The following is a 12,882-nucleotide window of genomic DNA, read 5'->3' as shown; positions in this document are numbered from 1 at the left end:
GGGCCGTCAGGCGGTCGCGCGCGACGCGGCGATGACGGCCTCGCGGAACGCGGGCGTGAGCTGGGCCGCGCTCGGCCGGGCCGCGGGGTCGCGTGCGGTCATCGCGCGCAGCAGGGCCGTCCAGTCGCCCGGGAGGCCGTCCGGGATGGGCGGGTCGACCTCCAGCCGGGCCAGTGCCGCGGGCACCGGCTCGCCCGGGAAGGCGACCCTCCGGGTGAAGCACTCCAGCAGCACCAGCCCGAGCGAGTACACGTCGCTCGCCGCCGTCGCGGTCTGCCGCGACGCCTGCTCGGGGCTGAGGTAGGCGGCGGTCCCGGTCGTGCGTCCCTCCTCCTCGTGGGCGGGCGCGGCGACGATCCCGCTGGCGATGCCGAAGTCGGTGAGACGCGCGCGGGCACGGAAGGTGGTGGTGCCGTAGCTGACGAGCATCACGTTGGACGGCTTGATGTCACGGTGGACGACGCCGTTGGCGTGCACGTACTCCAGTGCCTCGGAGACGTCGTAGCCGATCTCGGCGATCTCCTCGACGGTCAGTTCGCGTTCGGCGAGGGCCGTGGCGAGGTCGTTGCCCGTGACGAGCTCCATCACCAGGAACGGCCGGGGGTCCTGTGGTGCGGAGTAGTCGATCCCGGCGTCGATGAGCGACACGATGCCGTGATGCGAGAGGCGGGCGAGGGCCGACTGCTCGGTGCGGTACTGCGTCATCTCCTCCTCACCGCCGGAGCGGTAGAGCTTGATGGCGACCTCGCGGTCGAGGATCTCGTCCACGGCACGGAAGACGCTCGCCTCCCCGCCGCGGCCGATGATGGTCTGGGGGCGGTAGCGGCCGAGCAGGGCCGGGATCTCGGGGGCGTTCATCCGTTGTCCTCGGGGTCGGCCGCGTGGCGGGAGCGGAGCAGGGCGAAGGAGGTCTCGCCGACGATCACCGTGGGCTCGTCGGCGGCGACCGTCAGTGCGGGGTCGCTCGACAGCTCCAGCTCCCATGGTGCGCCGGGCGCGTGCGGGAGGGTCACGTCCACACCGTTGCCGGCGGCGTTGAAAAGCAGCAGGAACGCATCGGCGCCCTCGTGGCGCAGCACGAAGCCGATCGACTGCGCCTCCGGGTCGTCCCAGTCCTCCGCGGCGAACGGCTCGCCGTCGGTGCGGACGATCTCGACCGTGTCGGGCCCGCCGACCTCGGGCGCCCGGCGGTACCACTCGGGGCGCAGCGCGGGCTCGGTGCGCCGCAGCCGGATGAGCTCGGCGGTGAAGCCGTGCAGGTCCCAGTCCGCGTTCTCCCAGTCGAACCACGAGATCTCGTTGTCCTGGCAGTAGGCGTTGTTGTTGCCCTGCTGGGTGCGGCCGATCTCGTCCCCGCCGAGTATCATCGGCACACCGGCCGAGAGGAGGACCGTCGCGAGGAAGTTCTTGCGCTGCCGGATGCGGACGGCGACGATCCCCTCGTCGTCGGTCGGCCCCTCCGCTCCGTAGTTGCGCGACCGGTTGTCGGACTCCCCGTCCCGGTTGTCCTCGCCGTTGGCCTCGTTGTGCTTCTCCTCGTAGCTCGTGAGGTCGGCGAGGGTGAAGCCGTCGTGGGCGGTGACGAAGTTCACGCTCGACACCGGGGCACGGCGGGAGTCCTCGTAGATGTCGGGGCTGCCCAGGACCCGCTGGGACAGCGTCGAGAGGACGCCGGGTGTGCCGCGCCAGAAGTCGCGCACGTCGTCGCGGAACTTGCCGTTCCACTCCGACCAGTCGGCCGGGAACCCGCCGAGCTGATAGCCGGCGACATCCCACGGCTCGGCGATCAGCTTCACCTGGGCGAGGGTCGGGTCCTGCTGGATGAGCGTCAGGAACGCGCTGTGCAGGCTCGCGTCGCCGCCCTGCCGGGTGAGCGTCGTCGCCAGGTCGAACCGGAAGCCGTCGATGTGCATGTCCTCGACCCAGTACCGCAGCGAGTCCATGATCAGCTGCAGAGCGGCCGGGTGGCTCACGTTGACGCTGTTGCCCGTGCCCGTGGTGTCGAAGTAGTGGGCCGCGTCCCCGTCGACCAGCCGGTAGTAGGACGGGTTGTCGATGCCTTTGAAGCTGTAGGTCGGGCCGAGCTCGTTGCCCTCGGCGGTGTGGTTGTAGACAACGTCGAGGATGACCTCGATGCCCGCGGCGTGCAACGCCTTGACCATGCCCTTGAACTCGTCCACCTGGTGCCCGGTGTCGCCCGTCGCCGCGTACTCGTTGTGCGGGGCGAAGAAGCCGATGGAGTTGTACCCCCAGTAGTTGCGCAGACCCTTCTCGAGCAGGTGCGCATCCTGGACGAACTGGTGGACGGGCAGGAGCTCGACCGCCGTCACCCCGAGATTCTTGAGGTACTCGACGGCGGCCGGATGGGCGAGGCCGGCGTATGTGCCGCGGAACTCCTCCGGCACCCACTCCATCAGCTTCGTGAACCCCTTCACGTGCAGCTCGTAGATGACCGTCTCGCTCAACGGGGTGTGCGGGCGCTCGTGGTCGCCCCAGTCGAACTCGCGCGGGTCGACGACGACGCCGAGGGCGACGTGGCGGGCCCCGTTCATGTCGCTGCGGCGCTTCGGCCGGCCGAGCTGGTGGCCGAAGACGGCCTGCGAGTTGTCCCACCGGCCCGTCACGGCCCGGGCGCGCGTCGGGAGGAGCACCTTCGCGGGCGAGAAGCGGAGGCCGTTCGCCGGATCCCACGGCCCGTCGACCCGCAGCGCATAGCGCGTGCCGGGTGCCAGACCCGGGACGAACCCGTGGAACACGTGCCCCGTGCGCTCGGCGAGCACCGTCTGCGTCTCGCGGCCCCGCCCGTCGAAGATCGAGACGATGACCTTGTCCGCGCGCTCGCTGTAGACGGCCACGTTCGCGCCGCCCTCCTCGAGGGTGACCCCGAGCGGAAAGGGGCGCGAGCGCTCCGCCGTCACCTGACGGCCCCGCCTGCGCGGGCTGCGGGTGGTGCAGTGCGGGGGTGGGACGGGCTGGGCTCGTTCACGGCGCCTCCGATCGTGGAACCGTCAGGCTACCCGCGCCCGGCCCCGCCCCACCAGCGGTTGACAGCGGGGGCACCGGCCGTTATCTGTGCATCGCGCGGAGGATGGATGGAAGCGTTGCGGTATAGACCCATTAATGACACCATTACGTATGGCTGGCGTCGAGAGAATTCTTGTCGAGATGCGCTCCAACCCGAAGGGCGTCTCGTTCGTCGAGCTGGTCAAGGTGTGCGAGCAATACTTCGGGCCTCCGCGGCAGCGAGGCTCCAGCCATCTGGTTTTCCGGATGCCCTGGGCCGGAGACCCGCGGGTGAACATTCAGAACAGTCGCGGGATGGCTAAGCCCTACCAGGTGCGTCAGGTGCTGGCGGCGATCGATAGGTTGAAGGGAGACAAACGGTGAGCGAGTACATGCACTACACATACCGAGTCGAGTGGTCGGCCGAGGATGGCGAGTTCGTCGGCAAGGTAGCCGAACTCCCGTCCCTCTCCTGGCTTGCGGAGTCTCAGGCGGAAGCATTGACCGGAATCGTGGATCTCGTCCGGGACGTGGTCGCCGACCTCGAGCGTGCGGGGGAGCCTGTGCCGGTCCCGTTCTCGGAGCGGCGGTACAGCGGAGAGTTCAAGGTCCGGGTTCCACCTGAGTTGCACCGCGCTCTCGTCGTCCGGGCTGCGGAGGAGCATGTGAGCCTCAACCGTCTCATCAGCATGAAACTGGCCTCCTAGACGGACGCGCGCGTCACCCGCACCGCGTCGCCGAACTCGGCCGCGACCTCCGCGCCGTCGCCCGCCGCGGCCAGCCCGCCGCCGCTCAGCGCCGCCTCGACCCGCAGCCCGCCGCGCGTGAAGGCGAGCACTCCGTCGTCGTAGGTCACATCTGTCGCGCGGGCGTCCGAGGGCACGTCGCGGCGCAAGGCCGTCAGCGTGCGGTACCAGCCGAGCAGCCGTGCGTGCTCGGGCCGTTCCGGCTCGGACCAGTCGAGCTTCGAGCGCTGGAACGTCTGCGGGTCCTGCGGGTCGGGCACGACGGCGGGGTCCCAGCCCATCCGAGCGAACTCGGCGATGCGGCCGCGGGCGGTGGCCTCGCCGAGCTCCTTCTCGGGGTGGGAGGTGAAGAACTGCCACGGAGTCGTCGCCCCCCACTCCTCGCCCATGAACATCATCGGGGTGAAGGGGCCGAGCAGGGTGAGCGCGGCGGCGACGGCCAGTGAGCCGGCGCCGAGGGAGGCGGTCAGCCGATCGCCCGCGGCGCGGTTGCCGATCTGGTCGTGGTCCTGGCTGAAGGCGACCAGCCGGGCGAAGGGGATGTCGGCGTCGATCGGGCGCCCGTGGTGGCGTGCGCGGAAGCTCGACCAGCTGCCGTCGTGGAAGAAGCCGCGCTCGAAGACCTTCACCAGAGCGGAGGGGTCGCCGAAGTCGGCGTAGTAGCCGGTGATCTCGCCGGTCAGGTTCGCGTGCAGGGCGTGGTGCACGTCGTCGTCCCACTGGGCGTCGAGGCCGTAGCCGTGGCGCGCGCGGGAGCGGATCAGCTTCGGGTCGTTGAGGTCGCTCTCGGCGATGAGGGTCGCGGGACGGCCGGTGCGCTCCCCGACCGACGCGGCCTCCCGTGCCATCGCCTCCAGGATGTGCTCGGCGCGGGAGTCGTGGAGGGCGTGCACCGCGTCGAGCCGCAGCCCGTCGACGTGCATGTCCTCCAGCCAGTACCGCACGTTGTCGAGAATGTAGCGGCGCACCTCGTCCGAGTCGGGTCCGTCGAGGTTGAGCGAGGCGCCCCAGGTGCTGTGCGCGTCGCCGAGGTACGGGCCGAAGACGGGCAGGTAGTTGCCGCTCGGGCCGAGGTGGTTGTAGACGACGTCCTGGATGACGGCGACGCCGCGGGCGTGGCAGGCGTCGACGAAGCGCTGATACGCCTCCGGACCTCCGTACGGCTCGTGGACGGCGTACCAGAGCACGCCGTCGTAGCCCCAGTTGTGCGTGCCGTTGAACGCGTTGACGGGCAGCAGCTCGACGGCCTCCACACCGAGCCCGACGAGGTGGTCGAGCCGGGTGGCGGCCGCATCGAGCGTCCCCTCCGGCGTGAACGTGCCGATGTGCAGCTCGTAGATGACCGCCCCGGTGAGGTCGCGTCCGCGCCAGTCGCCGTCATCCCAGACACGGGCGTCCGGATCGAACTCGCGACCGGGCGCGTGCACGCCGTCCGGCTGCCGTCGCGAGCGGGGGTCGGGATGCGGGTCCGCTCCGTCGACGGCGAAGGCGTAGCCCAGCGGCGCGGATGAGGCCTCCAGCGGTTCCGGCAGTCGCCACCAGCCGTCCTCGCCCCGGGTGAGCGGCAGCGGATCGCGCCCGGTCACGACCAGCGAGACGTCGTCGGCGTGCGGCGCCCAGACGGGGAAGGTGCGGTCGAGGCTCATCGGGTCTCCTCTGTTTCGGCGGCGGCCAGGAGGGCGACCGGGTAGCGCTCGAACACGTCGGCGAGTCGCGCGCGCCCGCGATGGACACGGCCGGAGAGCTCGTCGCGCAGCATCCCGTCGCCCAGCTTCACGGTGGTGTCGCCCCAGCCTCCCTCCGCTTCGAGCCCGTGCGGCAGGCGCGTCGCGAGGGTGATCGCGCCGCCGCGGTCGAAGGCGATCAGGTGGGCGGCCGCTGCGCCCTCGGCGGCCAGCGGGCGGTAGCCCGTGAACAGTTCCGGCCGGTCGCGGCGCAGTCGCAGCGCGCGGGAGGTGACGAGCACCTTCGCGGCGCCCGACGAGTCGATCGGCGGCAGCCAGCCGTCGTCGAGGTGCGCGAGCAGGGCTTCCGCCGCGTCGAACTCGACCGGGCGACGGTTGTCCGGGTCGACGAGCGAGCGGTCCCAGCGCTCGGTCCCCTGGTAGACGTCCGGGATGCCGGGGACGGTCAGCTGCAGGAGCTTGGCGGCGAGCCCGTTGCTCGCTCCCGGCGCCTCGACGATCGCGGCGATGGCCTCGACCTCCGCGCGGACGCGCTCGTCGTCGAAGGCGGCGTCGACGAGGGCGCCCATCCGCTCCTCGAACGCGTCGTCGGGTGCGGTCCACGAGGTCGAGGCCCCCGCCTCTCGAGCCGCCTTGACCGCATAGGCGTGGAGCCGCTCGCGCGATGCCGGCCAGGCACCGACGATGGACTGCCAGAGCAGGTCTTCCAGCTGGTCGTCGCCGAGCGCGACACGGCTGCGCACCGCGTGCACGAACCGTGCCCAGCGCTCCGGCAGCTCGGCCAGCACGGCGACGCGCGCCCGGGTGTCCTCGCTGCGCTTCGTGTCGTGGGTGGTCAGGGCCGTGAGGGAGTGCGGGAGGGACGCGCTGCGCGCCTCCTGGACGCGATGGAAGTCGTCCACGGTCAGCGCGAAGACGTTCGGCTCGCCGCCGACTTCGGTCAGCGAGACGAGGCGGGGGTAGCGGTAGAAGGCGTTGTCCTCGACGCCTTTCGCCATGATCGCGCCCGTCGTCTGCTCGAATCGGGCCGTCGGCGCCGCGGGCCCGGCGTCGCTCACCCGCCGGGCGACGGACGCCAGCGTCTCGGCGAGCTCGGGCCGGGAGGCGGTGGCCGCATCCACTGCGTGCGCCAGATGATCGGCGCCGAAGGGCAGGTAGCTGCGGTAGACGGGGAAGTTCGCGGCGAGCTCGGCCACCGCATCGACGAGGCGCGCGGCGTCATCCGGCCGCTCGTCGCCCGGCCGCTCATCGCCCGGCCGCTCGGCCGCCGTCAGCTCCCGCACGACGCGCAGCACCTCCGATCGCAGCATCCCGTCGGCCACCGCGCGCTTGCGTTCCCGCACCAGGGCGCTCCACTCGGGGGCCGCAGCGAGCGCGGTCAGCCCGGCTTCGCCCGCCGGGTCCGTCAGGACGCGGTCGACGAGCCCCAAGGCGTCGTACCCGGTGGTGCCGTCGACCGGCCACGCCGGCATCCGCTCGTCGCCCTCGAGGATCTTCTCGACCCAGATCGGAGCGCCGTCCGCCATCCGGGCGAGACGCTCCAGGTAGGCGCCGGGGTCGCGCAGCCCGTCGGGGTGGTCGACGCGCAGGCCGTCCACGAGCCCTTCGCGCAGCCACCGCCCGATCTCGGCGTGGGTGTCGTCGAAGACGCGGTCGTCCTCGACGCGCAGCCCGGCGAGGGTGTTCACGGCGAAGAAGCGCCGGTAGTTCAGCTCGTCATCCGCTCGCCGCCACGACATCAGTTCGTAGTGCTGCCGGTCGTGCACCTCGCGGGCGCTGCCGTCGCCGGTGCCGGGTGCGATCGGGAACCGGTGGTCGTAGTACCGCAGTTCGTCGCCGACGACGCGCAGCGCGTCCAGCTCGTCCGGCCCGTCGCCGAGCACCGGGAGGCGCAGCCGGCCGTGCCCGAACTCCCAGTCGATGTCGAAGTGGTCCGCGTGCGCGGCGTCGCGGCCGTGCCGGAGCACCTCCCACCACCAGGCGTTGTCGGGCGGGGTCGCGACGCCCATGTGGTTCGGCACGATGTCGACGAGCACCCGCAGGCCCCGCGCGTGGGCAGCCGCCGAGAAGTCCCGCAGCGCCTCGGGCCCGCCGCGGGAGTCGTCCACACGGCTGTGGTCGATCACGTCGTAACCGTGGGTCGAGCCGTGCTCGGCCTGGAGGAGCGGGGACAGGTAGACCCAGTCGGCGCCGAGCCTCCGCACGTGGTCGAGCACCTGCGCGGCGTCGCGCAGGGTGAAGGAGGGCGAGATCTGGAGGCGGTAGGTGCTGGCGGGGCGCGGGATGCTCACAGCCACTCATTCTGTCCGTCGCACCTGAACAGGTGAAGAGGCGCACCGTCAGCTCGCGGGGGGGGGTTGATTTCCCAGGGGCCCCGTGCGGACTGGACGACCGGCGGAAGCGGTGGGACCGTCGTGGTGTCGCGTCACACGGACGACGCACACCACAGACGAAAGGGGACGACATGGGACTCGACGACAAGATCGAGAACGCCGGGGAGAAGCTGGGCGGTCAGGCCAAGGAGGCCACCGGCAAGGCGACCGGAGACGAGCGCCTCGAAGCCGAAGGCAAGGGCGACCAGATCAAGGCCGACATCAAGCAGGCCGCCGAGAAGGTCAAGGACGCTTTCAAGCACTGAACCGCGCGTATCGAACGCCCCCGTCCGCAGCAGCGGCCGGGGGCGTCGCGCGTTCAGGGACGGCGTCGCGCGTTGGGGGGGCGGCGTTGCGCGTTCGGGGAGCGTGAGGATGCACCACGGACTCGTGAGGATCTCGTGAGGATCGCCCCACGGCCGCCCGCACCGGCGTAGACCGGGATGCGTGACCAGCACCATCCTCCCTCCCGCTCCGCGCACCCGCACCGCCCGCCTCCTCGAAGGCGAGCACCGTTGGGGACGCCTGGAGGAGAGTTCTGCCCTCTTCACCGCGCGCACGGGCGTGTGCACGCGGCGACTCGTCGTGTACGCCCCCGGCGCGGATGCAGGCGACCGGCGCATCCTGACGCTGTGGAGGTCGTGGCCGGCGGTCGGCGGCGGGCTGGCGTTCGCCGTGGCCCTCGGGCTCGCCCCGGTGGCGCCGGTCGCGGCTCTCGCCGGCATGCTCGCGGTGTACGTCGGTGGCCTGCTGCTCGTCGCACGCCGTTCGCGTCGGGCACGGTCCGGCTGCCGGTCGGTGAAGTGCTCCCGCGTGCAGCTTGCCACCGGGTGGGAGTCGGTCGGCGACGAGGAGGCTCTGGAGGAGGCGGTCGCCGAGCTGACGCTGCTCGAACGGCTGCGTGACAGCGGCCGGATCGGCGAGATCGGTTTCGAGCTCGGCTGGGCGCGGGTCCACGATCGCCTCGGAACCCGGCGTTAACTGCGCGTTCATCTGGTGTCCACCGCGCAGGCGGAGTAGTTTTCGCCGCATGGGAGACCGTGCGGAGCGCGCCCGGGCATGGCGCGGAATGAGTGTCGGGACCGTGCTCGCGGTCCTGGCCCTGATCGCCACGGCCGCGCTCGCCGTGGCCATCCCGACTCAGGGCGAGAACCCCCGGGCGTGGGGGATCATCGTGTGCGGCGTCGTGACGGCCGGATTGTGCGCATCGGTCGCGCGCCGCAACTGGCTGCTGCTGCGGCACTTCCGCGGCGACGACCTGCCGAAGGTCGCCGCCGCGCGTGTGCGGCACCACTAACCGGGCGCGGACGCCCGGCAGGGCTCAGTACCGGTAGAAGCCCTCGCCCGTGGCGAGACCCAGCTTGCCCTTGTCGATGTAGTTCTCCTTGAGGTAGGCGGCGAACTCGCGCTGCTTGGGTCCGGAGACGGAGGAGATGTTGTAGGCCGTGGTGAGTCCGACGATGTCGAAGATTTCGAAGGGTCCCTTCGGTGCACCGGTGCCGATGCGCCAGGTCTTGTCGATCGTCTCGGGGTCGGCGATGCCGTCGACCAGGAGCTCTGCTGCCGCGTCGAGCAGCGGGACGAGGAGGGAGTTGAGCACGTAGCCCGCCTTCTCCTTCTTGAGCTCGATCGGCACCATCCCGATCGCGGAGGCGAAGTCGACGACCTCCTGGTAGACGGCCGGGTCGGTCTTCGTCGTGCCCATGACCTCGGCGGTGTTGTTCACCCACACGTGGTTCGCGAAGTGCAGGGCGAGGAACTTGTCGGCGCGGCCGGTGTACCCGACGAGGTCGCTCGGCAGCAGGGTGGAGGAGTTGGTGGCGAAGATCGTCTTCGCCGGCGCCAGCTCGCCCAGCTTCGTGTAGATGTCGCGCTTGAGGTCGAGGCTCTCGGGCACGGCCTCGATGACGAGGTCGGCGTCCTTCACGGCCTGGGCGAGGTCGTCGGAGTAGCGGATGCCCGCGAGTGCCTTCTGCGCGGCGCCGTCACCGGCCCCCTGCACCTCCTTCTCGTACAGGGCTGCGAGTCCTGCGAAGCGCTGCCTGGCCGCGTCGAGTGCGTCGGTGTTGATGTCGTACGCGGTGACGGCGAAGCCGTGGAAGGCGGTCTGGAACGCGATCTGCGATCCGAGCACGCCGGTTCCGAGAACGGTGACATTCGTGATGCCGGTCATTTCTCTTCCTGTCCTGACTGTCCTGAGGTGGTCGGGTCTGTCTCGTAGCCGCGGACGATCACCTCGAAGTCCGCGGCGAGGTCGGTGAGCAGGTCGCTCGCGGGACGGCCGTGCGCTGCAGCATCGGCGATGCCGAAGTGCAGCGCTGCGGAGAGCGCGCGAGCGGCGGCCGCGGGGTCGGGCGCGGCCGCTTCGGGTGCGGCCGCGACGGTCCGCGCGCGGGACCAGGCGTCGGAGAGCAGGGCGCCCATCCGCTCGCGGAGCTCGCCGAAGAGGGCGAGGCCCTCTTCGCGGTACCGCTCGCCCGCGTCGCCGAACAGCAGCTCGCGCTGGTACGCGAGCGTGTTCTCGTCGTTGTCGCGACCGGCGAGCACGAGCGGGGTGATGAGGGCCAGCAGCCGGGCGGTCGCGGGTGCGGCGGGATCGTCGGACGCGACGCCGGTGCGGATGCGCTCCCGGCTGCGCTCGTTGCTCACCATCATCAGCAGCTCCGCCTTGGTGGCGGCGTAACGGAAGACGGTGCCGGCGGCGACGTCCGCCTCGTCGGCGATGCGCTGCGTCGTGACCCCGGCGAAACCCAGCTCGTCGAAGAGGCGCTCGGCAGCATCGAAGATGCGTGCCTGCTTCTCCTCCTTGTTGCGCTCGCGGCGCCCTGCGGGCATCGGTCTCTCCTTAGTGAGTTCGCTCACTTATGAGTGTACTCACTTTTGGAGAGCTTTACCAGTGTCAGCGGAACTCGATCGACCCGCTCGGCATACCGGATTCGTCCGAGACCGTCAGGCTGAAGCCGGTGTCCGTGCGGGCGTACTCGAGCACCATCCCTGCCGGCAGGCTGCCGATCACGCCGGCCGGCGAGGTCACCGTCCGGTCCTCCGCGACCGCGAGGCTGTCGGGATACGCACCGCCGGCGGCCTGGACGCAGACGGCGTCGGCGAGCACGGCCACGGCTCCCTGTACGGCATCGGCGCGCTGCTGGTCGGCCGCGCTGCCCTCGGCGACGGGCACCGGCTCGGGGGAGTCGACCCGGCAGGCCGGCGCCCCGACCCCGGCGTCGCCGGATGCCCCGCCGTGCGCTGCCGCGGGGATGCCGAACGCCGACGACAGCGACGGGATCGTGCCGGGCAGGGAGGCGGCGGCGAGGCTCCAGATGCAGAGGATCGTCCCGACGAGTCCCAACGCTCCGGCGATCGACGGCAGGGCGAGCCCGCCTCCCGAGCGCCGGTACCAGACGGCGATCGACACCGCGCTCACGCCGGCCGTCGTGACGGCCCAGCCGACGCCGTCGGGCGACGAGGACGACATCCCGAGCGGCCAGACGATCGCGAACGTGCCGAGAAGCAGGGCGACGGCCATCCACCAGCCGGTGGGGCCCGACCGTGCGGGGTGCACCTCTGCGGCGGGCGGCTCGTCCCAGTAGCCCGCCGGCGACCAATCCCGTGGTCCGCTCATCGGCCCCCCTCGACTCGGCTGCCGCGCATCGGTCGCGCAGCGCGGACCATCCGAGCGCAGTCGCGCGAACGCCTCCCGAATCGCGGGTTGCCTAGCGGTGACGGCTCGCTAGGCTCGGGGCATGGCCTCCCCACGCATCCTCGCCATGACGTTCGCTAGCGTCCATCCGCTCTACGTCGCCAAGGTCGAGCGCAAGGGACGCGACGCGCAGGATGTCGACCGCGTCGTCTCCTGGCTCACCGGCTACGACGACGCGGGGATCGCGCGTGCGATCGCCGACGGCGTCACGTTCGAGCAGTTCTTCGCACAGGCGCCCGCCATGAACCCCGACGCCGCACTGATCACCGGCGTGATCTGCGGCGTGCGGGTCGAGGAGATCGAAGACCCCCTCATGCAGCGCATCCGCTACCTCGACAAACTGGTCGACGAGGTCGCCCGGGGCAAGAAGATGACGTCGATCCTGCGCTCCGCCGCCTCCTGAACCGGACCCGGCCGGCTCACGGCAGCAGGATGACCTTGCCGCCGGGATGCCCCGATTCCACGAGACGCGCGGCCTCGGCCGCCTCCGCCAGCGGGAACGTGCGGGCGATGTCGACCTCCAACTCACCGCGGGCGATAAGGTCGAGCGCCAGACCGTAGGCGTCGTCGCGGAGCGCGCTCTGCTCGGCGGTGAGCGGGACCGGGTTGCCGCCGGCCCACGCCTGGATGCCCAGCTCGGCGGCCCGGGCGCCCACCACGATCGTGCCGATGCGGGAGCGGTCGTCGACCAGGGCGAACGACGTCTCCAGTGCTTCATCGCTGCCGACGGCGTCCAGGATGCGGTCGTAGCCCTGGGGCGCAGCAGCGCGCAGCCGCTCGAGCAGCCCGTCGCCGTACGCGACCGGCGTCGCCCCGAGCTCGCGGAGGCGCTCGTGCTGGGCCGGGGAGGCGGTGGCGACGACCGTCGCTCCCGAGCGCCGCGCGAGCTGCACGGCCGCCCGGCCCACCGCTCCCGAACCGCCGTGGACGAGGACCGTCTCGCCCTCGCCGACGCCCAGCGACACGAGCGCCTGATGCGCGGTGCTGACCGGGATGCCGATGGATGCGGCCTGTTCCCAGGTCACGCCCGCCGGTTTGCGCACGAGCTGGGCGGCGTCTGCCACGAGGTGTGTCGCGTACGCCCCGCGGGCACTCCGCACCACCACCTCGTCGCCCGCGCTCCAGCCGTCGACGCCCTCCCCGACCTCGACGATCGTGCCCGCGGCGTCGCCACCCGGCACGCGGGGTCCGGTGAAGGGCCCGCTCGGCCGGCCTCCGCTGCGCAGCTTGCCGTCGATGGGGTTCACGCCGGCAGCGTGGACGCGAACGACGACGCCTCCCGCCGGCGCCTGCGGATCGGGCACCTCGACGACCTCCAGGACCTCCGGTCCGCCCAGTCGTTCGTACTGCACCACGGTCGCCATCGCGTGTCCTCT

Annotated in this window: 14 protein-coding genes; 6 read left to right on the top strand and 8 right to left on the bottom strand. The window is 71.5% G+C overall.

What is annotated here, in order from left to right:
* Window positions 1-6 precede the first annotated feature (6 nt).
* Entirely contained in the window at window positions 7-858 is an 852-nt protein-coding gene (locus ACFVU2_RS02510) for a serine/threonine-protein kinase (protein ID WP_387870540.1), read from the bottom strand.
* Window positions 855-2,918: a glycogen debranching protein GlgX gene (gene glgX, locus ACFVU2_RS02505; protein ID WP_387870537.1), complete on the bottom strand. Its 2,064-nt coding sequence runs from the start codon at window positions 2,916-2,918 to the stop codon at window positions 855-857. Before glgX ends, ACFVU2_RS02510 begins: the two co-directional genes overlap by 4 nt.
* A gap of 217 nt (window positions 2,919-3,135) precedes the next feature.
* Between glgX and ACFVU2_RS02500 the strand changes: the two genes are divergently transcribed.
* Together ACFVU2_RS02500 and ACFVU2_RS02495 are read left to right on the top strand one after the other, a co-directional pair.
* The gene (locus ACFVU2_RS02500; RefSeq protein ID WP_387870534.1) at window positions 3,136-3,387 is read left to right on the top strand and encodes a toxin HicA; all 252 of its coding nucleotides are present in this window, start codon (window positions 3,136-3,138) and stop codon (window positions 3,385-3,387) included.
* Complete coding sequence (locus ACFVU2_RS02495; protein WP_387870532.1) at window positions 3,384-3,710, top strand: type II toxin-antitoxin system HicB family antitoxin; 327 nt, start codon at window positions 3,384-3,386, stop codon at window positions 3,708-3,710. Before ACFVU2_RS02500 ends, ACFVU2_RS02495 begins: the two co-directional genes overlap by 4 nt.
* On the opposite strand, the gene treZ is transcribed toward ACFVU2_RS02495, so the two are convergent.
* Both treZ and treY read right to left on the bottom strand, forming a co-directional pair.
* A complete protein-coding gene (gene treZ / locus ACFVU2_RS02490) occupies window positions 3,707-5,395 on the bottom strand; it encodes a malto-oligosyltrehalose trehalohydrolase (RefSeq protein ID WP_387870529.1) in 1,689 nt (562 codons plus the stop codon). The genes ACFVU2_RS02495 and treZ overlap by 4 nt on opposite strands.
* Complete coding sequence (gene treY, locus ACFVU2_RS02485) at window positions 5,392-7,719, bottom strand: malto-oligosyltrehalose synthase (protein ID WP_387872380.1); 2,328 nt, start codon at window positions 7,717-7,719, stop codon at window positions 5,392-5,394. The genes treZ and treY overlap by 4 nt, the downstream gene beginning before the upstream one ends.
* A gap of 179 nt (window positions 7,720-7,898) precedes the next feature.
* Between treY and ACFVU2_RS02480 the strand changes: the two genes are divergently transcribed.
* From ACFVU2_RS02480 to ACFVU2_RS02470, 3 genes are all read left to right on the top strand, one after another.
* Window positions 7,899-8,072, top strand: a complete 174-nt coding sequence (locus tag ACFVU2_RS02480; protein WP_043709241.1) for a CsbD family protein — start codon at window positions 7,899-7,901, stop codon at window positions 8,070-8,072.
* A gap of 181 nt (window positions 8,073-8,253) precedes the next feature.
* A complete protein-coding gene (locus tag ACFVU2_RS02475; RefSeq protein ID WP_387870526.1) occupies window positions 8,254-8,787 on the top strand; it encodes a DUF6611 family protein in 534 nt (177 codons plus the stop codon).
* A 49-nt stretch (window positions 8,788-8,836) separates the two neighbouring features.
* The gene (locus ACFVU2_RS02470) at window positions 8,837-9,103 is read left to right on the top strand and encodes a hypothetical protein (RefSeq protein ID WP_387870524.1); all 267 of its coding nucleotides are present in this window, start codon (window positions 8,837-8,839) and stop codon (window positions 9,101-9,103) included.
* 24 nt (window positions 9,104-9,127) lie between these two features.
* On the opposite strand, the gene ACFVU2_RS02465 is transcribed toward ACFVU2_RS02470, so the two are convergent.
* From ACFVU2_RS02465 to ACFVU2_RS02455, 3 genes are all read right to left on the bottom strand, one after another.
* Entirely contained in the window at window positions 9,128-9,979 is an 852-nt protein-coding gene (locus ACFVU2_RS02465; RefSeq protein ID WP_387870521.1) for a 3-hydroxyacyl-CoA dehydrogenase, read from the bottom strand.
* Window positions 9,976-10,641, bottom strand: coding sequence for a TetR/AcrR family transcriptional regulator (locus tag ACFVU2_RS02460; RefSeq protein ID WP_387870518.1), 666 nt, complete (start codon window positions 10,639-10,641; stop codon window positions 9,976-9,978). Before ACFVU2_RS02460 ends, ACFVU2_RS02465 begins: the two co-directional genes overlap by 4 nt.
* A gap of 64 nt (window positions 10,642-10,705) precedes the next feature.
* A complete protein-coding gene (locus ACFVU2_RS02455) occupies window positions 10,706-11,428 on the bottom strand; it encodes a hypothetical protein (protein WP_387870516.1) in 723 nt (240 codons plus the stop codon).
* 121 nt (window positions 11,429-11,549) lie between these two features.
* Here ACFVU2_RS02455 and ACFVU2_RS02450 point away from each other — a divergent pair, with 121 nt between their 5' ends.
* Window positions 11,550-11,909, top strand: a complete 360-nt coding sequence (locus ACFVU2_RS02450; RefSeq protein ID WP_387870513.1) for a DUF2200 domain-containing protein — start codon at window positions 11,550-11,552, stop codon at window positions 11,907-11,909.
* Between the two features lie 16 nt (window positions 11,910-11,925).
* On the opposite strand, the gene ACFVU2_RS02445 is transcribed toward ACFVU2_RS02450, so the two are convergent.
* Complete coding sequence (locus ACFVU2_RS02445; RefSeq protein WP_387870510.1) at window positions 11,926-12,870, bottom strand: NADP-dependent oxidoreductase; 945 nt, start codon at window positions 12,868-12,870, stop codon at window positions 11,926-11,928.
* Window positions 12,871-12,882: the final 12 nt, after the last annotated feature.

It is taken from the genome of Leifsonia sp. NPDC058194 (genome assembly GCF_042883605.1).
GTDB lineage: Bacteria > Actinomycetota > Actinomycetes > Actinomycetales > Microbacteriaceae > Leifsonia.
This window is presented reverse-complemented; position numbering and strand designations above follow the sequence as displayed.